General features: G+C 52.2%; 13 protein-coding genes and 1 riboswitch. Of the genes, 11 read left to right on the forward strand and 2 right to left on the reverse strand.

Features of this window, described 5'->3' with window-relative positions:
• Window positions 1-15: 15 nt before the first annotated feature.
• Window positions 16-795, forward strand: a complete 780-nt coding sequence (sdhB, locus tag NYE74_RS10325) for a succinate dehydrogenase iron-sulfur subunit (RefSeq protein ID WP_036627639.1) — start codon at window positions 16-18, stop codon at window positions 793-795.
• Window positions 796-1,670: 875 nt separating this feature from the next.
• Window positions 1,671-7,589: an S-layer homology domain-containing protein gene (locus NYE74_RS10330; RefSeq protein ID WP_341004780.1), complete on the forward strand. Its 5,919-nt coding sequence runs from the start codon at window positions 1,671-1,673 to the stop codon at window positions 7,587-7,589.
• A gap of 83 nt (window positions 7,590-7,672) precedes the next feature.
• On the opposite strand, the gene NYE74_RS10335 is transcribed toward NYE74_RS10330, so the two are convergent.
• Complete coding sequence (locus tag NYE74_RS10335; RefSeq protein WP_036620148.1) at window positions 7,673-8,374, reverse strand: response regulator; 702 nt, start codon at window positions 8,372-8,374, stop codon at window positions 7,673-7,675.
• Window positions 8,361-9,914 (reverse strand): ATP-binding protein, encoded by a 1,554-nt coding sequence (locus NYE74_RS10340; RefSeq protein ID WP_341004781.1) that lies wholly within the window; start codon window positions 9,912-9,914, stop codon window positions 8,361-8,363. The genes NYE74_RS10335 and NYE74_RS10340 overlap by 14 nt, the downstream gene beginning before the upstream one ends.
• Window positions 9,915-10,358: 444 nt before the next feature.
• Window positions 10,359-10,524, forward strand: a riboswitch (cyclic di-AMP (ydaO/yuaA leader).
• 107 nt (window positions 10,525-10,631) lie between these two features.
• Between NYE74_RS10340 and NYE74_RS10345 the strand changes: the two genes are divergently transcribed.
• From NYE74_RS10345 to NYE74_RS10380, 9 genes are all read left to right on the forward strand, one after another.
• Window positions 10,632-11,036: a hypothetical protein gene (locus tag NYE74_RS10345; RefSeq protein WP_341004782.1), complete on the forward strand. Its 405-nt coding sequence runs from the start codon at window positions 10,632-10,634 to the stop codon at window positions 11,034-11,036.
• A gap of 126 nt (window positions 11,037-11,162) precedes the next feature.
• Window positions 11,163-11,240, forward strand: a complete 78-nt coding sequence (kdpF, locus tag NYE74_RS33315) for a K(+)-transporting ATPase subunit F (RefSeq protein ID WP_082208019.1) — start codon at window positions 11,163-11,165, stop codon at window positions 11,238-11,240.
• 76 nt (window positions 11,241-11,316) lie between these two features.
• Window positions 11,317-12,996, forward strand: a complete 1,680-nt coding sequence (kdpA, locus tag NYE74_RS10350) for a potassium-transporting ATPase subunit KdpA (protein WP_341004783.1) — start codon at window positions 11,317-11,319, stop codon at window positions 12,994-12,996.
• Between the two features lie 24 nt (window positions 12,997-13,020).
• Entirely contained in the window at window positions 13,021-15,054 is a 2,034-nt protein-coding gene (gene kdpB / locus NYE74_RS10355; RefSeq protein ID WP_341004784.1) for a potassium-transporting ATPase subunit KdpB, read from the forward strand.
• Window positions 15,055-15,101: 47 nt separating this feature from the next.
• Window positions 15,102-15,716 carry a potassium-transporting ATPase subunit KdpC gene (gene kdpC / locus NYE74_RS10360; protein ID WP_036620153.1) on the forward strand — a complete coding sequence of 205 codons (615 nt, stop codon included), beginning with the start codon at window positions 15,102-15,104 and terminating at the stop codon, window positions 15,714-15,716.
• A gap of 66 nt (window positions 15,717-15,782) precedes the next feature.
• Window positions 15,783-18,119 carry a histidine kinase gene (locus tag NYE74_RS10365; protein WP_036620154.1) on the forward strand — a complete coding sequence of 779 codons (2,337 nt, stop codon included), beginning with the start codon at window positions 15,783-15,785 and terminating at the stop codon, window positions 18,117-18,119.
• A 183-nt stretch (window positions 18,120-18,302) separates the two neighbouring features.
• Window positions 18,303-20,417 carry a BglG family transcription antiterminator gene (locus NYE74_RS10370; protein WP_341004785.1) on the forward strand — a complete coding sequence of 705 codons (2,115 nt, stop codon included), beginning with the start codon at window positions 18,303-18,305 and terminating at the stop codon, window positions 20,415-20,417.
• 22 nt (window positions 20,418-20,439) lie between these two features.
• Complete coding sequence (locus NYE74_RS10375; RefSeq protein ID WP_124333064.1) at window positions 20,440-20,748, forward strand: PTS sugar transporter subunit IIB; 309 nt, start codon at window positions 20,440-20,442, stop codon at window positions 20,746-20,748.
• 27 nt (window positions 20,749-20,775) lie between these two features.
• A complete protein-coding gene (locus NYE74_RS10380; RefSeq protein ID WP_155619609.1) occupies window positions 20,776-22,065 on the forward strand; it encodes a PTS sugar transporter subunit IIC in 1,290 nt (429 codons plus the stop codon).
• Window positions 22,066-22,092 lie beyond the last annotated feature (27 nt).

Here is a 22,092-nt window from a genome sequence, read left to right on the forward strand (position 1 = left end):
GGGATAGCCATGGCGATGGCGGAAACGGAAGCAGCCGTAAAACAAAAGTCAGGCAAAAAAGTCAAATTCATCATTACGCGCCAGGACGACCCGAACTCCCAGCCTTATACCGAGGAGTTTGAGCTGGACTATCGGCCGAACATGAACGTGATCAGCGCTTTGATGGAAATTCAGCGCAACCCGGTAAACCAGAAGGGCGAGCACACCGCTCCGGTATGCTGGGAGTCGAACTGTCTGGAGGAGGTTTGCGGCGCCTGCTCGATGGTCATCAACGGCAAACCGCGCCAGGCATGCGCGGCGCTGATCGATCAACTGGAGCAGCCGGTGCGCATCGAACCGATGCGGACGTTCCCGGTCGTGCGCGATTTGGTGATCGACCGCAGCCGGATGTTTAACGCTCTGAAGCGGGTGAAAGCGTGGATTCCGATCGACGGTACGTACGATTTGGGGCCGGGTCCGCGCATGCCGGAGAAAAAACGCCAATGGGCGTATGAGCTGTCGAAGTGCATGACCTGCGGCGTCTGCCTGGAGGCTTGTCCGAACGTCAACGAGAAAACGGACTTCATCGGCCCGGCGGCCATTTCCCAAGTACGCCTGTTCAACGCGCACCCGACCGGCGCCATGAACGCCGACGAGCGCTTGGACGCGCTGATGGAAGACGGCGGCATCGAAGGCTGCGGCAACTCGCAAAACTGCGTTCGCGCCTGCCCGAAAGGCATCCCGCTGACCACTTCGATCGCCGAGATGAACCGGGACACCACGAAGCGTATGTTTAAGCGTTGGCTGACGGAATAGGGGAATTATTTATAGGTATTATAATAAAGCAGGGGAGCCATGAGAGTGGTTCCCCTGCTTTATTATTAATAATATTTCCAAGATTCCGGGAAGCTTTCCCGTAAAAGCATCCCGTAGAAGCTTCCCGTGCAAGCTTCCCGGAAATCTAACGGTTGCAGCAGCGGCTATTTTCCGAAAAAAGGCCCTTTCTAAATTCTAACGGTTATGAGCGTCGTTATTTGCCTGAATCTAAGCAAAAATAGCCGGATTTCAGTGAAATAAGCACGATGGCAACCGTTACAATTTTAAATCCGCGTTTTTGGAACAAATAGCGCTTGTGGCATCCGCTAGATTATTGGTGTGGCTAGAAAATATATCTTGTCAGATCGGATTTGATGCAACGCTAGTGCCGTTAGCGTCCGCAGATTTGGCCGGATGGGTGGTAAAAGTGTGCTTGACCGCTTGGCACTAACCACTAATTGCAAATCATACAACTAACTTTACATTCTTTACTCAATCATTCGTTTAATTGCATTTCATACAATGTTTTCCTCGCTTCTTTGCCTCTTCTGTAAAAGATAGCAGAATAACTGCGGGTTTTACACTTAATCAAGTGCTGTGGCAGCATTTCCGGATAAGTAAATGTACATTTTGCAGCTATTTCATTCAACAATGGACAAAGAAAGCCGGAGCAGGCAGCAGGTACACTCGGGTGGGGAGCCCCCTTTACTATAACTACTGAACGAGATAAATTTTCAGCGTAACTGAACAATTTTATCATAAGGCGTTTTTCGTATTTCAATCTGTATATTTACAAAACCTATGAATACATTTCATATTCAGCTTACCTTTTGCCTTTAGTCTTTATTAGGATAAAGACTAACAAGGAGGAACTCATGAAAAAGAAGGTGATAGCCGCTGTTTTAGCGTGCGGCATGCTGATGTCCAGCTTTAACTTTACCGGTATCATTGTGCCGGCGAAGGCGGATGCATCAGATGAAATGAAAATATTTATCTCCGAGATTTACCCGGATGACAAATCCAATCAGAATGTAATTGAGGGAGCGGGCGGGGCGGACCTGTTCGAGTATGTAGAGATCTACAATCGCTCCGGTCAGCCTCTGGCCTTCAACGAGGAATATGCAATTCGGTATAACTACAACAGCGGCGTCAAAAATCTGACGGTAACCGATACGGTATACGATGATCCGAATACCGTAGTTATTCCGGCAGATAGCCCGGCGGTACTGTGGGTGAAGCGGACAAGCTCCTCCATTACCGGGGCGGCCGCCAATCTGACCGCAGCCGATTTCAGGCAGTATCATTCCGTGCCGGATAACGTGCCGGTTTATGTGCTCAAGGGGCAGGACGGATTAAACAATACGGACCGGGGACTTCTCATTACCCGCAAAGGGGATGCCTCCGTGGTCATCAGTGAGTATTACTACACCGCCGACGATGTCGGTGACGGAAAGAGCGTGCATCTGCAGCTTCCTTCGCGCGGAACGGCGATGGTCCCGTTGGCCCGGGAAGCGGCTCCATCGGCCGGCCGGGTCGAGCCTGCGCAGCTCACGGCAACAAACAATCGCATTCCCCAAATCGATCATACGCCAATCGCAACGGCGGACCGGTCCCGGCCCTTAACCGTGACGGCCGGCGTGTACGATGAGGATGGGGATTCGCTTACCGTCAAGCTGTATTATAAAACGGCGGCGAACGGTTCTTACAGCGAGCTGCCGATGGAAGACCGGGGGAGCGGCTTGTTTGCCGGCGAAATTCCTTCGGCCCGCCTTGGAGGGGACAAGCTGTACTATGTGCTGGAGGCGGGCGACGGCATCGAGTGGGCCAGATCTCCGGAATATGAGACCGTCCTTACCGGAGAAGTGTCCGATGCGGATATTCCCCGCATTTTGATCACCGAGCTTCTGCCGAATCCTGCCGGCGATTACCGGTATGGAAGCGGGAACCAGTACGAGTATCTGGAGTTATACAATAATTCCGCTCAAACTCTTGACTTGAAAGATTACACGATATGGTACCTTTATCCGGGAACGACGGCTCCGAAGAAATGGGTCATTCCGCAGCACACCAGCATTGAGCCCTACAGCGCGGCCGTCATCTGGTTTGCCAAGGAAGCGGTGGCCAACGGCAAAGGCTATACCACAACCGCCGATTTCAACCTGCATTTCAACAGTACGCTGGCGGACAGCGACATTATTTTTTACGACAATTCGCAGCCTTCGGACTTCAATCTTCCGAACGCTACGCACCGCGGGCTGGCCCTGTCATCCCCGGACGCTCCGGACCAGTACATAGTGGAAGCCTGGTATGATTCAACCGCCACCGGCAGCCCGGACCGTCTCGTAAACGATGTCCGCAATGCGGTGATCCGCTATGCGTACCCGCTAACCGGAACGGCTATGGTGAGGTTGGATAACCGGATGTACGCCAATCCCGGCAGCATTGATCCTGGTCAAGTGCCGGCCGTGGACGGTGTGGATATGGTCGCGCCTACGCTGCAGCACGAGCAGACCGTATACAATCTGGGAAAAGGACAGGCCTACAACGCTACGGTAACGAGCGACGAACCGCTGGCTTCCGCCCAAATCTTGTATGGAGCGTCAACGGAGGAGCCGATGCTGTTCACGGGCACGCAGCCTCTTACGCTGACAGGAGAGGACGGAGGCAAGTATATCTATAAAGGCAGTCTGTCGTTCGATGAGCCGGGCGTTTACCGTTATATCATCGATGCGGCGGATGCTGCGGGCAACCGGACAAGAGTGCCTTATAATTCCAGAGGCGGCATGCTGACCGTAAATGAGAGCGGGACAGGCACTGAGCTTCCGGACCCGGGCTTATCCATAGAGGGCGGAAGCATGCTGAAAGGAAAAGCTTCCTTCTATGCGTACGGCCGTCAGGCTGCCGAGAGCATCGAGGTCCTTTTTAACGGCCAGCCGGTGCCCCTGCGCAAAACATTGCCGGGCAAAGCAAGCCTAGGCATGCAGACCCGCGGCGTCGACCAAATCTATCAGGCTTCGGTCAGCGCGCTGGACCCGGCAGGGGAACCGAGCTTCTTCAGCCGCATTCTGCCGAAATACACCAATGACGCCTGGTCCATGTTCGACATGCCGGCGGATCTGTTTGTGACCGGCACCGTCGTTTCGGTGCATACCGGCAACGAAAACGCGCCTTATCAATTAAAGGATCATGACAAGGTGTTCGGCAGCAACAATCATGATGACTTTGAGGTGAAAAATGTTCACCTGGTGCTGCCGGACGGCAGCGTTGTTAAGCCCGATAAGGTATTGAACTATTTGGGGAACCTGACGCAAACCACCGTGGATTACAGAGAAGACACGTATTACGGCTTCGGCGACGCGGATTATGGGAGCAACCCCAACAAACCGATGATCAGCGATTTTCATTTCCCGGTCCCGGACGACAAATTCACGGCCCGGTATGCCGAATTGGACACTGCAGCCGTCCAGGACGGAGTTTATCCGTTGACGATGACGATCGGCGGACAGGAGATCGACGCTGTTCAGGTTATGGTGGACAACACGGCGCCGGTGATTGAGGGGATTTCTTACGGTGACGGACAGCTGCTGGAAAACTCCATGTTTCTCAAAGGGCCGTTTACGCTGAATGTGCTGGCTTCGGACAATTTGAGCGGCGTAGGCAAAATTGAAGCCGAACTTGACGGAAAAGCCGTTGAATTGCCGTATGATTCATCCTCGACTCTGCTGAGCGCAGGCGAGCATCGGCTGAAGGTGACTGTCTACGATGGAGCGGGGAACACGGCCGTCCTGGAAAAATCATTCCAAATCGAGGACGAGAAGCCGCTTGCGCCCGGCGAGGTATCGCCGGTTGACTTTACGGACAAAGTGCCGACGAACGCCAGACTCCGGGCCAATGTCAGCGATCCTGGCGGCGATGCCATGGATGTCCGCTTCCTTCAAGGGGACAAATACGATTTTGCCAGACCGGAGGGAATCAGCGGCTATACCGATGTTGCGGACCGTGAGCCTCCGTTGGTGCTGAACCCGGACGGCGAGACTGAAATCGGAGCGGCCGAGGCCGGTGAGATCGCCTTTGCGGACGGAGAGTATCTCGTAACGGACACCGACTCCGGATTTCCGTACCACCGCTTTGAAATTGAATTGAAGGAAGAGATTCAACCCGCGGACAAGGTGGAGGTCTATTGGAAGGGCCGGACTCTGCCCGGACGCATTGTAACCTTGTATGCCTGGGATTACGATGCGGGCAAGTGGACTGCGCTGAAAGCGGAGACCGGCCAGAACGCCGAGGCCGATATCATCCTGACCGCCGAAATTGAGGCCGGACGGTATGTCCGTGACGGGCGGATTCAGGCCATGGTGCAGGATGAGGTCAAGGGCGCCAACGATCCTTTTACGATGCTGTGGTTTACGGATACGCAGTATTATGCCGAGTCCTACCCCGAAATTTTTGACAGGCTGGGCGACTGGATTTCCGAAGAGTATAAAAAAGGCACTTTTGCTTACGCCATTCATACGGGCGATATCGTCAACGTTGCGAACGATGAGCGGCAGTGGGCGGTAGCCGACCGCAACCTGAAAAAGCTGGATGACGCGGGCGTGCCGTACGGAGTCCTTGCAGGCAATCACGATGTCATCATCGACGGTGTCAATTATTCTTATTACGGCAAATATGCAGGAGCCGACCGGTATAAGGATAATCCTTGGTACGGCGGGGAAATGGACAACAACCGGAATCACTATGACCTGTTTTCGTTCGGCGGCCATGATTTTATTTTCCTTTACATTGGCTTTGGCTTGGAGGATACGCCGGAGACCGTGGCGTGGGCCAACGAAGTACTGCGAAAGCATGCGGACCGGATTGCGGTCGTCGGCATGCATGCTTATCTGGAATCCAACGGTACCTTATCCAATATGGCGCAAAATGTATTCGATCAGGTGATCGCGCCCAATAAAAATGTACAGCTTGTGCTGAGCGGACATTATCATGCGGCTAAACGGGTCGTGAAGACGGTGACGCATCCGGACGGTACAAGCAGACAGGTGATCGAGATGCTGGCGGACTATCAGGGAGGGCCAAACGGCGGCAACGGCTATCTCCGGCTTCTGAAGTTTGATCCGGCAGCGGGTACGCTGGATGTGGATACCTATTCGCCGTATCTGGATGACTATAATTTCTTCGATGATGCGACCGAGGACTTTACGGAGCCATTTGCGTTCAGGGATATCCAAAAACGGGTGGCTACCGATTATTTTGCGGTTAATGTGTACAAAGATGCGCTGATCGGGGAGCAAAAGGGAGTAATCTCCGGCGATGTTGCTTCCGTGCCGTGGAACGGGCTTGCGCCAGGCAAAACCTATTATTGGTACATGGACATTACGGACGAATACGGCGCCTCGACGCGCAGCCCGATTTACCGCTTTACTACAGTCAATAATGGAACTACCCCAACGGTTCCGGGCGGCAACAACGATGATGACGACGACGATGATGACGACAGAGGCAACGGCGGTAGTGGAAACGGAAATCACGGAAAAAGTTCCGGAAGCACGGGCAGCGGTGGGGCCGTTAGCTCAGCGGGCAATGTCAAGCCTGCTCCATCCGGCTCCGGCACGATCATTGCTCAAGCGGCTATCGACGGAAACAAGGCTGTTGTCTCCATCACTGAAGAGGAGCTCAGCGCAGCCTTTTCCAATGCCGGCGCAGACGCAAGAGGGGTTAAAAAGGTGTCCGTTGTACTGAGCGACAGCGGCAACCGTTTCGACGGCGAATTTATCACGCAGCTTCCGTCCGCCTTCTTCAGCGAAACGGATGGACGGAGCCGGATTGAGCTTGTTACGCCGCATGCCCGCGTGACTCTGCCCGCGGGGATGCTGAGCCGTACCGGTACGGCCGGTCCGATCGTGGAACTGGTTGTCCGTCCCGGCGTTCCGGCCGGATTATCGCCGGAAATGCTGGGGCTGATCGGCGGCAGACCGGCCATCGAGCTGGCGCTGCGCATGGACGGCAAGGACATCGACTGGCAAGGGAGCGTGGCGGATGTTGCGGTGTCCGTTCCTTATACTCCTGGTGAACACGAGCAGACCGACGGTCTTGCGGTGTGGGAAATTGACGCAGGAGGCCCGGCAAAAGCGGTGCTGAACAGTCATTACAACAAGGATTTGCAGGCGGCAGTATTTCATACCGGCCGGTTGGGCCATTTTGTCCTTGGGGGCAAGACGGTATCCTATCAGGATGTGAGCCCTTCAAGCTGGTATGCCCAAGCCGTTAATTACCTGTCGGCAAGGGACGTCGTCAAGGGAAGCGGGGAAGGACGTTTTCTGCCGCGAAGCGACATTAGCCGCGCGGAGTTTCTCGTGATGACCATGAACGCTTTCGGAATGGAGCCGGCGGCAGGCGAGGACGCAAGCAATTTCGCGGACGCAGGCAACCGGTATTACAGCCCGTATTTGGCGGCTGCAAAGAGCATGGGACTGGTTAAGGGAACAGGGGATAACCGGTTCAGGCCGGAAGCGAAAATTACCCGCCAGGATATGGCCGTGATTCTTCATTCTATCATGGCAGCGGCGGGAACCGAGCTGCCGGCGGATAACCCAAGTACGGCTCGGAGCTTTAGCGATGCCGGAGATATTGCCGATTATGCGCAATCAGCCATCAACGATATGCTGGGGACCGGCCTGATGCAGGGAACCGGCGACGGCCGTCTTTCTCCGCAGCGCTTTACTAACCGGGCGATGGCGGCGCAGGTCATTTACAATTATCTTATTAAAAGCAGAGAAGCCATTTCATTGGAATAACTCTTTTCCAGTGGAAGAAACGCCCTGCAGGCCAGTAGCTTGCGGGGCGTTTCCTGTTTTTTTCAGGGGCAGATACGGGTGAATTATTCCCCGGAAAGCAGGCGATATCCGATTCCCGGCTCCGTAACGATTAACTTGGGCTGGGTCGAATCTTCTTCTAGTTTCTTGCGCAAATGTCCGATATAGATTCTCAGGTAGTGACTTTCGGACTCATCATGATGGCTGCCCCATACTTCTTGAAGCAGCTGCCGCTGCGTTACGATCCTCCCGGCATTCGAGGCGAGGACTTTCAGCAGGTCATATTCTGTTGGGGTCAATTTTACCCGCTCTCCATTCATTTCCACAATCCGTTGTGCCAAATCGATGGTTAGTCCACCAATCCGAAGCACGGGTTCGTTTGCCGATTTGGCGGCATGGCGCAGCGCCACGCGAATTCTGGCCACCAGTTCTCCCATGCTGAACGGTTTGGTAACATAATCGTCGGCACCGCTGTCCAAGGCCGCGATTTTGTCTTCTTCTCTGTCTTTAGCCGTTAGTACAATGATTGGCACGTTTGACCAGTCTCGTATGCGATGCAACACCTCCATACCGGAGATGTCCGGCAATCCGAGATCCAGCACGATCAGGTCCGAATGAATCAATGAGGCTTGCAGCACTCCTTCCTCCCCCGTGGACGCTTCATAAGTTGAATACTGATGAGCCAGTAAAGTCACCGTCAGCAGCTTGCGAATTTGGGGTTCGTCATCGACAATTAGGATACGAGCTCCAAGCTTACTTATGGTCATCCTCCTCCATTTCTTCAAAATGCCCTTCGCGCGGCTTGCTAAGGGGAAGTGTAATTGTAATGACGGTGCCTTGCGGCTGATTCGGCTTGGCCGTAATGGTTCCATTGTGCAGCTCCACGATTCCCTTGCAAATGGCAAGTCCCAATCCCGTGCCCGTCACTTGCTTGGCGGCGGCCGAACGGTAAAACTTTTCGAAGATCCGGCCGTAATCGTCACCGGCAAGTCCGATTCCCGTATCGGAAACAAGGATAACAAGCTTGTCGTCCTCGGGCCTTACCGTTATGAAAATCTCGCTGTAATCCGGACTGTATTTGATCGCGTTGCTGACCACATTAACCAGCACTTGCTCGAGCAAAACTTCATCCCCCATTACCATAGGAACGGACGCCGGCAGGTTTACCCGCAGTTTTCGATGCTGCTGAAAATCTTTGACCTGAGCCAAGGTGACGCCGATCAGATCTTCCACATCGCACCAATTTTTTCTAAGACGCAGCATGCCGCTTTCCAATTGCACCATGCTGAGCAGGTTTTTGACCAACCGATTCATACGGAGGGCACCGTCCCGAATGGTAAGCAGCAATTCCATGCGATCCTCCGAAGAAAAAAGAGAATTGCCTTCAATAAGGCTGGTCGCCGAGCCGATAATGGCCGCTAACGGAGTACGCAACTCATGAGAAACAGAATCTAGAATCGCGGTGCGAAGCCGTTCCGATTCGGCCGTCAAATGAGCGATTTTGGCTTCCTCCGCCAGCTTCATGCGGGCGATGGCGGTGGCCGCCAGACCGCCCAGTGCGTCCAGCATCCGCTGTTGCTCGGTGGTGAGCCCGCTTTTCCGATCCTGCAGATTGAGCGCCAATACCCCATGCACGCGGTCCTCGGTTCTGAGCGGCAGGTAATGGGCTGGAGAGTCTCTTAAGGTACGGGTTCCATTTCCGACAGCTTCGCCATGATCAAACGCCAGCTTCGCCATCACTTTTTCCGTTTCGCCCTGTCCCCAATCGCTATGAACCGAAGAGCAGTGGGCTAGCACTAAATTATTCCGTTGATCCGGCAAAAAAATCGCAATTTCCGTACCGATGGTTTGCGAAACTTGCCGGGAAACATTATTGAGCAGGGAGTGAATGTCCGCGATATCGCTCATTTGCCGGCTGAGCACGTAGAGCGCGGCGGTATGCTCCTCCCTCTGCTTGGCGTATAGCAACTGCCGTTTCAGCTTTACCGCCAGGCTGGCCGTTAACGCGGCTACCGCCAAAAAAACGCCGAACGAGATCAGATAGCGCAAGTCCGCGATCGTAAAACTCAGAATTGGAGAAACGAAAAAGAAATCAAAGGCCAGGACCCCCATCATTGCTGCATAAAGAGCAGGGCGCAGGCCCCAGACGACGGAACTCCAAAGCACGGGCAGCAGATAGAGAAGTGCTATATTGACCGAATCAAACGCTAGTCCGAACGGGTGCATGGCGGCGGTCATGATTGCGATGAGCAAAGTGATGCTTGCATAAGGCTTCCATAGCATCCACATCGATTTCAACTTATCCATTAAACCACTCCTGTCCGTCTATGCTCCCGTTACTACTATAGTTCAGGGTAATGTAAAAAAGGAATAAAATAAACCGTTTATAGGCGTAAAAATTCCGTAAAAATCCACGAAATGCCATATAATCACGAGTATTTGCGAGGAAAATGAAGCTCTAATATTTTGAGAGCGCTAACTTCATCTTAAAGTTTCTTTTTTTTACGGATATGCCGGCTGCGTCGTTTTACAACCATTTAGCTAAGGAGTAAGATACGATCCATGAATTGAATGGCCATTCGATTCTAAATGGATATGCCGATCGACGAAACCAACGTGCCGAAGCTTGTGTGAGAGCAGAACGATCGGAACGGTTGGAGCGGAATCATCGGTCATGACTCATTCGGCGAAGACGAGGGCGACTCTCACCGCCTGAATCGTCAGCTAACTGTAATATTTATTGAATGATGATTTCATTAAACGCTGAATCCTTGAAAGACACAAGGAACGGGGGAACCAACGGAAGCCGTTAGCCGGCTTCATGGGGTGAATCACCCGGCACTTTCAAATGCCGGGTGTAGGGCGACTCTCACGCCCGAATCCGTCAGCTAACCTCGTAAGCGTGTGGAGAGGCAACATTTTGTCGCGGGCCGGTCAGGATGACTGCAAGAAGCCGCGGAAAAGGTTCCTCTTTTCCAAGGCTTCTTTTTTGTTGCCTTCTTTCTTGATCCGGGGGAGGAGTGTATGGAGAAGAGTCGTATTTTAGTGGCCGCTTCAAATAAAGCGGGGAGAAACTTCGTTCAATTGCTGCTGTACCGAAAAGTCCCGGTAGCTGCCCTAACCAATAACAAAAGGGAAGAAAAGTTGCTGAAGGAACTCGGAGTGGATGAGATTTTACGTGTAAATACCACCCGTAATAAAGTGAGCGGGGTACCTGCATTTCCGATCGGGCGCGTGTTTATTTTTGAGACCAGCTTGCCGCTGAGTTGCCAGTATTTGCAATTCATTGCCCGATGGCCCTGCAAAGCGGTAACTGTCGTGACGACCGCGTGGTACCCCGATGTGATTTATAAAACACTCGGTGCTTCCTACGTGGTACACACAAAAAACGGGGAAGTTGGGTTTCTGCTCAGCCGCCTGACTGATTAACCATTGGAGGAGTGTCGTGATGCTGGATATTTGGATGGTGCTAACGTTGACCGTTGCCTTAGCGCTTATAGTTGGATTTGTCGTTTGGTGCGGTAAAACGGTGGAGGATACGGGAGGCGAACGCGAATGACTATCGTGTTGATTTTTACGTGTGGATTGCTGGTCTATCTAATCTATGCGTTGCTTCATCCGGAAAAGTTTTAACGAGTTTTGTTTATAGTGCGAGTTCAAAAAGGAAAGATGGCTTTTTGAACAACCTCTAATAGTGGGAGGAACAGTCATGGATATACTGCAAATCGTAATTGTGATCGGTATTTTGATGCTGATCGCCAAACCGCTCGGTAATTATTTGTACCACGTTTTCTCTAACGAGCCCAATCGCACGGATAAAATATTCTGTTGGGCCGAGAAACCCATTTATGCGGTCATCGGGCTGAAGCATCGCGCAGGCATGAGCTGGAAGCGGTACGCGATCAGCTTCATCGCAACCAACTTCGTGCTCGCCGCGGTAAGTTACTTGCTGCTGCGGGTGCAGAGCGGCTTGCCGTTGAACCCGAACGGTATCGGCAATATGGAGCCGACGCTGGTGATGAACACGGTGATCAGCTTTATTACGAACACAAATCTGCAGCATTACAGCGGCGAGACGGGGCTTTCGTACTTCTCGCAAATGGCTGTGATCATGATGATGATGTTTACGTCGGCGGCTACGGGTCTTTCGGTCGCGGTCGCGTTTGTCCGGGGCGTTACGAGCAAGGGAAAAAGCTTGGGCAACTTCTTTGAGGATTTCGTCAAGGCGCATACGCGGATTTTCTTTCCGCTGGCGTTGATCGTCACGCTCGTGCTGGTCGCGCTGCAGGTGCCGCAGACGCTTGGGTCTACGCTCTCGGTAACGACCTTGCAAGGGGCGACGCAGCAGATTGCGATCGGGCCTGTCGCTTCGCTGGAGTCGATCAAGCATCTGGGCACCAACGGCGGCGGCTTTTTCGGCGCCAACTCGGCGCATCCGTTTGAGAATCCGAGCCCGCTGACCAATGTGATCGAGATCCTGTCGATGTGGTCATTGTCCGCGGCGCTGCCCTTCATGTACGGCAGATTTGCGAAGAGCCGCAAGCAGGGTTGGGTCATTTTTTCGGCGATGATGGTTTTGTTCCTGGTGTTCCTGACCGTTGTCTATACCGCGGAAAAGAGCGGCAACCCGGTGATAAACGCGCTGGGCATCGACGCTTCGCAGGGCAGCATGGAGGGGAAAGAGGTACGCTTCGGCATCGCGCAATCCGCGCTGTTCACTGCCGTGACGACGGCGGCGACGACCGGCACGGTCAACAATATGCACGATACGCTGACCCCGCTTGGGGGGCTGGTGCCGCTGGCGGAGATGATGCTGAACGTCGTATTCGGCGGAAAAGGCGTCGGGCTGGTCAATATGCTGATGTACGCGATACTCGCCGTATTCATCTGCGGACTGATGGTCGGCCGTACGCCGGAGTTCCTTGGCCGCAAGATCGAGCCGCGCGAGATGAAGCTGATCGCGATTGCGATTCTGGCGCACCCGTTCATAATCCTGGCGCCGGCGGCGATCGCCTTCCTGACCGATCTCGGCAAGGGAGCGATTTCGAATCCCGGCTTCCACGGCATCACGCAGGTGCTGTACGAATATACATCGGCGGCCGCCAACAACGGCTCCGGCTTCGAGGGGCTGGCGGACAATACGCCGTTTTGGAACATAACGACCGGCCTGGTGATGTTTTTCGGGCGGTATATATCGATGATTGCGATGCTCGCCGTCGCCGGATCGTTGACGCGCAAGCAATGGGTGCCGGAGACGATCGGCACGTTCCGTACGGACAATGCGCTGTTCAGCTTCCTGCTGATCGGCACCGTCATTTTGATCGGGGCGCTGACTTTTCTGCCGGTGATTGCCCTAGGGCCAGTCGCTGAGCATCTGACGATTCGTTAAGTAAGAATATGAGGTGAAGCTGCCATGAACGATAAACGTAAAAAAAGCATGTTCTCCGGTCCGCTTGTCGCACAAGCTTTGAAGGCCAGCGTCATCAAGCTGAATCCGGCCGTTATGATGAAAAATCCGGTGATGTTTGTCGTCGAGGCCGGCACGGTCATCGTACTGCTGATGACGGTGTTTCCCGGTTACTTCGACGCGAAGGACCGCACCGGCTTTAATCTCGCCGTGTTCGTGATCTTGTTGTTTACGGTACTGTTCGCCAATTTCGCCGAAGCCTTGGCGGAGGGCAGGGGCAAGGCGCAAGCCGATACGTTGAAGCGGACGAAGAAAGAGATTACCGCGAACAAAGTGGTTGGCAATGGCGTTAAAACGGTGCCTTCGACGGAGCTGCGCAAGGGGGATATCGTCGTCGTTTTCCAAGGGGAGATGATTCCCGGCGACGGCGAAGTGATCGAAGGGCTCGCCTCCGTCGACGAGTCGGCGATTACCGGCGAATCGGCGCCGGTGATCAAGGAAGCGGGCGGCGATTTCAATTCCGTCACCGGCGGAACGCGCGTCATTAGCGACCGGATTAAGGTGAGAATTACCAGCGATCCCGGCGAGACGTTCATCGACCGGATGATTGCGCTTGTCGAAGGCGCGAAACGGCAGAAGACGCCGAATGAAATCGCCCTAAATACGCTGTTGATCAGCCTGACGCTTATTTTTCTGATCGTCGTCGTGACGCTTGGGCCGATCGCTTCTTATGCGGGTATTCATTTGGAGATTCCGGTACTGATCGCCTTGCTTGTTTGTTTGATCCCGACGACGATCGGGGGCCTGCTGTCGGCCATCGGCATTGCCGGCATGGACCGGGTGACGCAGTTCAATGTGCTGGCGTTGTCCGGCAAAGCGGTTGAGGCTGCGGGCGATATCAACACGATGATTCTCGACAAAACCGGAACGATTACCTTCGGGAACCGGATGGCCAGCGAAATCATACCGGTTGGAGGCGCGGGCATCGATGAGGCGGCTGCCTGGGCGGCGGTATCTTCCGTGCAGGACGAAACCCCGGAAGGCCGCTCGGTGCTGGAATGGATGAAGAAAAACGGGAAGTCCTATGACGCCTCGCTTGGCGAGGGGGGCGGCTTTGTTGAATTCAAGGCGGAAACGCGGATGAGCGGCGTCGATCTGAAGGACGGACGCCAAGTGCGCAAAGGGGCGGTTGACGCCATTCGCAAATGGGTGGCTTCCCAAGGCGGATTGATTCCGGAGGAGTTGGAGAGACAGGCCCATCGCATCGCCTCGGAGGGCGGGACCCCACTAGCCGTGGCGGTCGACAAACAGGTGTTCGGCGTCATTTATTTGAAGGACACGGTGAAGCCCGGCATGCGGGAACGGTTCGATCAGCTGCGCGCGATGGGCATCAAGACGATCATGTGCACCGGCGACAATCCGCTGACGGCAGCGACCATCGCCCGGGAGGCGGGCGTCGACGATTTTATCGCCGAGAGCAAGCCGGAGGATAAAATCGCCGTGATCCGCCGCGAGCAGGCCGAAGGCAAGCTGGTCGCAATGACCGGCGACGGCACGAACGATGCGCCGGCATTGGCGCAAGCGGATGTCGGGCTGGCGATGAACAGCGGCACAACCGCGGCTAAGGAAGCGGCCAATATGGTCGATCTCGATTCCGACCCGTCGAAGATTATCGAGGTGGTGGCGATCGGCAAGCAGCTGCTCATGACGCGCGGCGCTTTAACCACGTTCAGCATCGCCAACGACATCGCCAAATATTTTGCGATCATTCCGGCCATGTTCATGCTGGCCATTCCGGAAATGGCCGCCTTGAACATCATGAAGCTTGGCTCGCCGCTTTCGGCGGTGTTATCGGCTTTAATCTTTAACGCCGTTATCATCCCGCTGCTGGTTCCGCTGGCGATGAAGGGCGTCGCCTACCGGCCGATGAGCGCCTCGCGCCTGCTTAGCCGCAACTTGCTCGTATACGGCTGCGGCGGTGTTATTGCCCCGTTCATCGGCATCAAGTTGATTGATTTGCTCGTTCATTTGTGGATTTAAGATGGCTTTTTGAACAATATCTTTAATGAAGAAAGAAGGAACCGGCTATGAATAATATTGCGCAAGAGGGGCGGGACGAGCGCTCCGGGGGAGCGGTTTTCTGGATTGCCCTGCGCGCCAGTCTGTTGTTCATCATCCTTTGCGGTATCGTATATCCGCTTGTCAGCACAGGCCTCGCGCAACTGCTGTTCCCTGATCAGGCGAACGGCAGTTTATTAAAAGATAAGGACGGCAACGTGGTCGGCTCCGAATTGATCGGGCAGCCGTTCACCGACCCAAGTTATTTCCAGGGACGTGTATCGAGCATCGATTACAAGGCGGAGGCGTCCGGTTCAAACAACTACGCGCCTTCCAATCCGGATATGCTTGCGCGGACGCAAGCGTCAATCGAGCAATGGCGCCGGGACAACCCGGATGTACCGATCGATCAATTGCCGATTGCCCTTGTCACCAACTCGGGTTCGGGACTTGATCCGCACATTACACCGCAATCGGCGCTGGTACAGGTGCCGCGGATCAGCAAGCTAACCGGGATTTCTACGGCTGAGCTGGAAACGCTGGTGGGCCAATATACGGAGAATCGCGATCTTGGGGTATTCGGCGATAGACGGGTCAACGTGCTCAAACTAAACTTGGCTTTGAAAGAGATGCTGAAGAAATAACGATACGACAGAGGATTAATTGATGGTGGAGCGGTCGTTGATTCCAGCTCGGGAGGTGGCCAATGAGTGAGCGGGTTTAGGCGAAAATCGCCGGAAGAAATTTTACGATCGATTTCGCAGCTGCGGAAGGGACGGCTCAAAATCATAATCGGTCCGGTTAGCGGTTCGGGCAAAACGTATCATATGCTGAACGAAGGCAAGCTGTTAAAGCAGCAGGGGCTCGATGTGGTTATTTGCGCGATATCGACCATGCAGCGATCGGAAACCGTGCAACAGACGATGGAGCTGGAGCGTGTGCCGAGCATCCACTGGCGGAAGGATGGCAAGGAGTTCAAGGACTTGCCGCTTGAAGCGATCCTGGCCCGCAATCCGGAAGTGCTGCTGGTTGACGGCCTCGCTCATCGCAATCGCAAGGAAGCGAAGTTTAAGACGCGCCTGGAAGACATTCGCTACTTGATGGAGCGCGGGATCAGCATTATTACGACGATTAACGTATATGAGCTGGATGGAGTGGACGAGATTGTTTATAAGCGGACGGGAATTCGGGCGGAAGAAACGGTGCCTGCGGATACGCTGGAACTGGCTGATGAAGTGCGGCTTATCGATGTTTCGCCGGAGACGATGTTGAAGCGGATTGACGAGGGGGTGCTTGGCGATCAAACGCTTCCGGCGCTGGCCCGGCGCGGCAATCTCGGCATCTTGCGGGAAATTTCGCTGCGGCTGATGGCGGAAGGGGTTAACGATTCGCTTGAGAAGCATCGCCAGGAGCTCGGGTTGGTCGGTCCGTCGGGGGCGGCGGAGCGGATCCTTGTTTCGGCGCAATACCACTGGAACGGATCGCTTTATGTGCGCAGAGGGCAGCAAATCGCCAAACGCTTGAATGGCGACTTGCTTGTAGTTACGTTTGTCTTGTCCGGACGGAAATTATCGAAGGATCAGCAAATGTTCAAGCGTTCGATCCGGAAGCTGGCGGAGAAGATAAACGCCGGATGCAAAGAACTTCCCCTGCCGCATCTGCGCAAGCTTCCGTCCATGCTCGTACGCTATGCCATTCAAAATAATGTCACGCGAATTGTGATGGGGCATTCCCAGAAAAGCCGCCGGCAGGAGCGCTGGCAAGGTTCCATCGCAGGCAGGGTGCTGAGAAAGATGCGGAATGTGGACGTGTTTTTAATGGCGGATCGCGCTAAGCATGAGGGAGAGCGGATACTGCCGATCAAAGCGAAATCAAGCGGCGGGGCAGAGCCGTTCCGCAGACTTAGCTCCAAAGAGATAGAGAGGAAAATTGAAACGATCCGCCGCGGAACGTTTAAAATATATATCGGTGCCGCTCCAGGTGCGGGCAAGACCTATAAAATGCTGCAAGAAGGCAACAGTTTGCAATGCAAAGGAATCGACGTTGTCATCGGCTTATTGGAGACGCACGGCCGAAAAGAAACGGCGGAACAGATAGGTGAATTGCCGCTTGTGCCAAGGGCGAAAATCGCCTATCGGTCGGCGCAATTGGAGGAGATGGACACGGAAGCCGTGATCGCCCGCCATCCCGAAGTCGTGCTGGTCGATGAACTCGCGCATACGAACGTGCCGGGCAGCCGGACCAAGAAAAGATACGAGGATGTCATCCGTATATTGGAAAGCGGTATTTCCGTTATTTCTACGCTTAACGTGCAGCACCTGGAAAGCCTGAACGACGCGGTGGAGCAGTTAACCGGCGTCCGCGTGCGGGAGACGGTGCCGGATGCGATACTGAAAATGGCGGATGAGGTCGAACTGATCGATGTGACGCCGCAAATGCTGCAACAACGCATGCGGGACGGGAAAATCTATGCTTTCGAAAAAGTGGGTCTGGCGCTGGGGGCGTTTTTTAAAATCGGCAATTTGATTGCCTTGCGTGAACTGGCGCTCCGGGAAATCGCCGACGATGTAGACGAACGCTTAGAATCATGGGATCGCAACACCACGCAGCGCGGACCGGGGCATAGGCAGGAGGTCATCTTCGTCTGTGTAGACACTGGTCCAAGAGCTGAACGATTAATTCGCCGCGGCTTCCGCATCGCCCATCGGCTCAAGGCGGAATGGTACGTCCATTATGTACATCGCGGCGCGGCCATATCCGATGCCGATGACCGGAGGTTGGAGAAGTTGCGCCATTTATGCGAACGGCTTGGCGGAAGGATGGAGGTGTCCGCGCTCGGGAGGCATAGAAATATCGGTGAAGCGTTGCTGCAACGAATGGGTGAAGTGCGGGCCACCCAACTGATCATCGGGCAATCCCGCAGGCCCCTATGGTATTCGCTGGTTAAGGAAACGGTTGTCCATTTCATGCTTCGCCGGGCCCGCTGGATCGATATGTTGATCGTGGCTGATTTTGAGCGGGCGGTTTCCGAGGAAGGGCTTCAATAACGTGTAGCTGACAAACAGCAGGCGATTACGGCTGCCAAACAAAAGGCGGACGGAGTCGCCTGTGCCCTTATAGCGCATAGAATTTGCAGCGCTTACATTTTTGCGGATTGAAGTTGCAAAAAGATGTACTAAACTTTTTTAATGCAAAAAACTATAATCAAAATACGAAAGGGGTTACATTTCATGAAGGAACGTACACAACGAATATTTGCGAGATTTTTAAGAGTAAATACACCTTTGACTTTTGAGGACTTGAGCAAAGAATTCCGCATTAGTGAACGTACTTTACGAAACGAACTGGCGCTGATTAATGAATTTTTGGCTGAACATCAATATCCAATGGTTACTACTGCCAGAGGCAAAGGGATGAAATTGATCCTGCCTGATCAAGAATCCGAAAAGTTATTGGCGCAAGTCGGCGGCAACAGGGAAAAAGATTATTACCGGCCGGATGAACGTTTCCTTGCCTTGCTTTTGGATATTGCGGATACCGCAAAAACTACACTGTTATACGAAATGGAAGAGAAGCTGCAGGTATCCAAAAGCACGTTGGATGAGGATATGCGCAAACTTCGTCAATATTTAAAACGATATGCCATTTCAGTAGTGAGTTTGCCGAAGCAAGGTATAGTATTGCAAGGGGATGAGCGGTCCGTACGATCTATGCTGTACGATGTGATTAATCGTATGACGGATATTGACCAACTGATGCGGTATAAAGAGACAGATACCGTAAATAAATTCGTATTGGATTATTTGGACAAAAGGGTATTGCGGATTCTTGGGGAGCATTATGATGAAGTGTTGAAAAAGTCCAGAGTGGAGATTAATCATCTGTACCGTAACCAGATCATTTTATTTTTAGGGATATGGGTAAGACGTGTGCGGGAAGGAAGTACCGTTAGTGAATTAACAAAAGCAAGAGCGGAGATCGAAGCAGGTCCGGTAAGAAATTTCGTAGATGCGATTTGTACGGGTTTTTCCTTAAATCCATCGTTAAATGAAATTAAATATATTACATTCACGATCGAATCGTTTAATCCCAAAGATATGAATAGTTCATTGGATTGGGTTGCAGCACAATTGTTAACGATCCAATTAATAGAGCATGTGGAGAAAGTAACGGGCATTCCCTTTTCTCAGGAAGAAGAAGATTTGTATGAAGGGTTGTATAAGCACATCACAGGGTTGTTAAGCCGGGCGAAAAATGATTTACAGGTCGTTAATCCATTAAAAGACACGATTAAAGAGTCTTATGCGGTCATTTATAATGCAGTAGCTTGCTTTAGCAAGCGTATAGAGGATTATACCAAGAAAACATTATCGGAAGACGAGATCGGCTTTTTGACGGTATACTTTTCCACTTCGGCAAGCCGGATGAACCAGGAAGAACAATATGTTTATCAGGCGGTCGTCATTTGCAATCATGGAATTTCAACCGGAAAGTTGTTGGCCGCAAATTTAAAAAAGCAATTCAATATCGAGATTGTAGCGGTTTTGAGTTCGTATGAATTAGCTTTTATTGACAAGTTGGATGTAGATTTGATCTTTACTTCGATTCCGATTGAGTACCCCAAAAAACCGGTTTTGCTGCTGAACCCGATTTTAAGGGAAAGTGACAAGAAAGAAGTGAAAGCGTTTTTATTTGAATATAAGGATAAAAGAAGAACAATTTCCAATAAACTGGATGCTACGAAGCTGATGCAGGATGTTCTGGAGTTGATTGTAGACAGCGGCGGCACGATAACTCCTGAAAGCTATCAGAAAGTAGAAGAAACTTTTAAACAACATTATTTGAAAATTAATACAAGGGAGATACAACCAATGCTGCAGGATGTTTTGAAGGATTCCAACATCTTATTAAATCAAGAAGGCCAAGACTGGAAGGAGGTGATCACGAAGGTTGCATTGCCTCTAGTAAAAGAGGAGGTCATTGAAGAACGATATATAACCGCCATGATCAAGTCTATTGAAGAATTCGGGCCCTATATCGTGGTAGGGAAGCACTTAGCGTTAGCCCACGCGCGGCCGGAAGACGGGGTGAATAAATTAGGCATCAGCGTCATGACGTTAAAGGAACCGGTGAATTTCGGCCATCCGGATAATGACCCTGTGAAAATCGTTTTTTGCTTAGCCGCAGTGAATTCTCATTCGCATATAAAAGTGATGAAAAGTTTGGTTGAGTTGATTGACGATACAGAAAAATTAGACAAGTTATTTGCCGCAAAAGATGTGAAGACATTTAATCAGGCGCTGCATGGGGATACCCCAATTCAGGATATACAGCAGCCAAAATGATTTGAAAAAAGGGGAGAGCGGAATGCAAAAAGTAAATATTTTGTTTGTCTGTGGAGCAGGCTTGGGAAGCAGTTTTGCTTGTCAAATGGCGGCTGAGGACGTTTTAAGAAAGTTGGGGGTTGACGCCAAGCTGGATCATAGCGATATCTCGTCCGCCGTATCGATGAAACCGGATATTATCATGACCGCGCAAAACTTCCAAACTCAATTTGAGAAATTCTCCATTGATCCCAAACAGACGACAATTATTTATTTGAAAAATATTGTATCCAAACAGGAAATTGAAGAAAAAATCACCCCGGTATTACAGGAAAAGGGTGCTATAGCTTAATCCATTCCAAAAAGAAGGAGGGGGAATATGGGAGTAGTCAACTTTATTATCCAGAATATTTTGACACAAGCATCCATCACCGTGGCGTTGATTGCCATGTTAGGGTTGATTTTGCAAAAGAAGTCGGTAGGACAAGTGATTTCAGGTTCGTTAAAGACGTTGTTAGGGTTTATGGTACTGTCGGCGGGTTCCAGCATTATCGTCGTAAGCTTAACCTATTTTGGCAAGATCTTTACCAAAGGCTTCCACATGCAAGGGATAATTCCTTCGATTGAAGCGATTAACGGTCAAGCGATGAATGAATTAGGTCTAGGCCGGGATATCGCATTAACCTTTTTGGCGATCTTTGTATTTAACATTTTAATTGCCCGGTTTACGAAATGGAAATATATCTTTTTAACCGGTCAGGCGATTCTTTGGATGTCGACGATGACAACGGTGTTTGGTTACTTTGCAGGTTTGCGCGGCGCCGCATTGATATTGGTCGGCGGCTTCATTGGGGGCGTCTTTGCCGTAGCTATGCCGGCGATCGCACAACCGTTTGTTCGCAAAATTACCGGGATGGATGAAATTGCTCTGGGGCATTTTTGTACGATTGGTTATGTGCTGGAAGCCGGTGTAGCGAAACTATTCGGTGAAAAAGGCGAAAACAAAAAATCGGTTGAAGATTTGAAATTACCTGCGCAATTCGAGTTTTTGCAAGACACGTATCTGTCATTGATGGTAGTGATGGTTCCTCTTTATATCATTACGGCAGTGTTTGCGGGTCAAGAATTTGGTTCTACCTTATCGGGAAGTACCAACTATCTCATGTTTGCGTTCTTACAGTCCATTCAGTTCGTAGTAGGGGTGTACGTCTTATTAGCCGGGGTTCGCTTATTGCTGGGTGAAATTGTTCCGGCATTTAGAGGGATCGCCATGCGCCTGGTTCCCAATGCGGTGCCTGCGCTGGATTGCCCGGTATTGTTTCCGTACAGCCCTAATGCAGTCATTGTAGGGTTCATTACAACTACGATAGGTTCAATTATTGCCATGTTCGTATTGCCGGTCTTTGGCTGGGCTATGATCTTGCCGGGTATACTAACGAACTTCTTCGCGGGCGGTACCGCCGGGATCTTCGGCAACTTAAGCGGCGGACGCCGCGGGGCGATTATTGGCGGTATTGTCCATGGTTTCTTCATTACGCTGCTGCCGGCGCTGTTGGTTACCATTTTCAATAATATGGGCTTTGTCAATGCAACGGCGACAGATGTGGATACCGTAGCGGCTGCTTTACTATATGCCTGGATCATTGGTCCGATTCTAAAAGCATTTTAGGATTCGAGCAAGAGACAGCGGGAGGTT

The organism is Paenibacillus sp. FSL P4-0127 (genome assembly GCF_038007325.1).
Taxonomy (GTDB): domain Bacteria; phylum Bacillota; class Bacilli; order Paenibacillales; family Paenibacillaceae; genus Fontibacillus; species Fontibacillus macerans.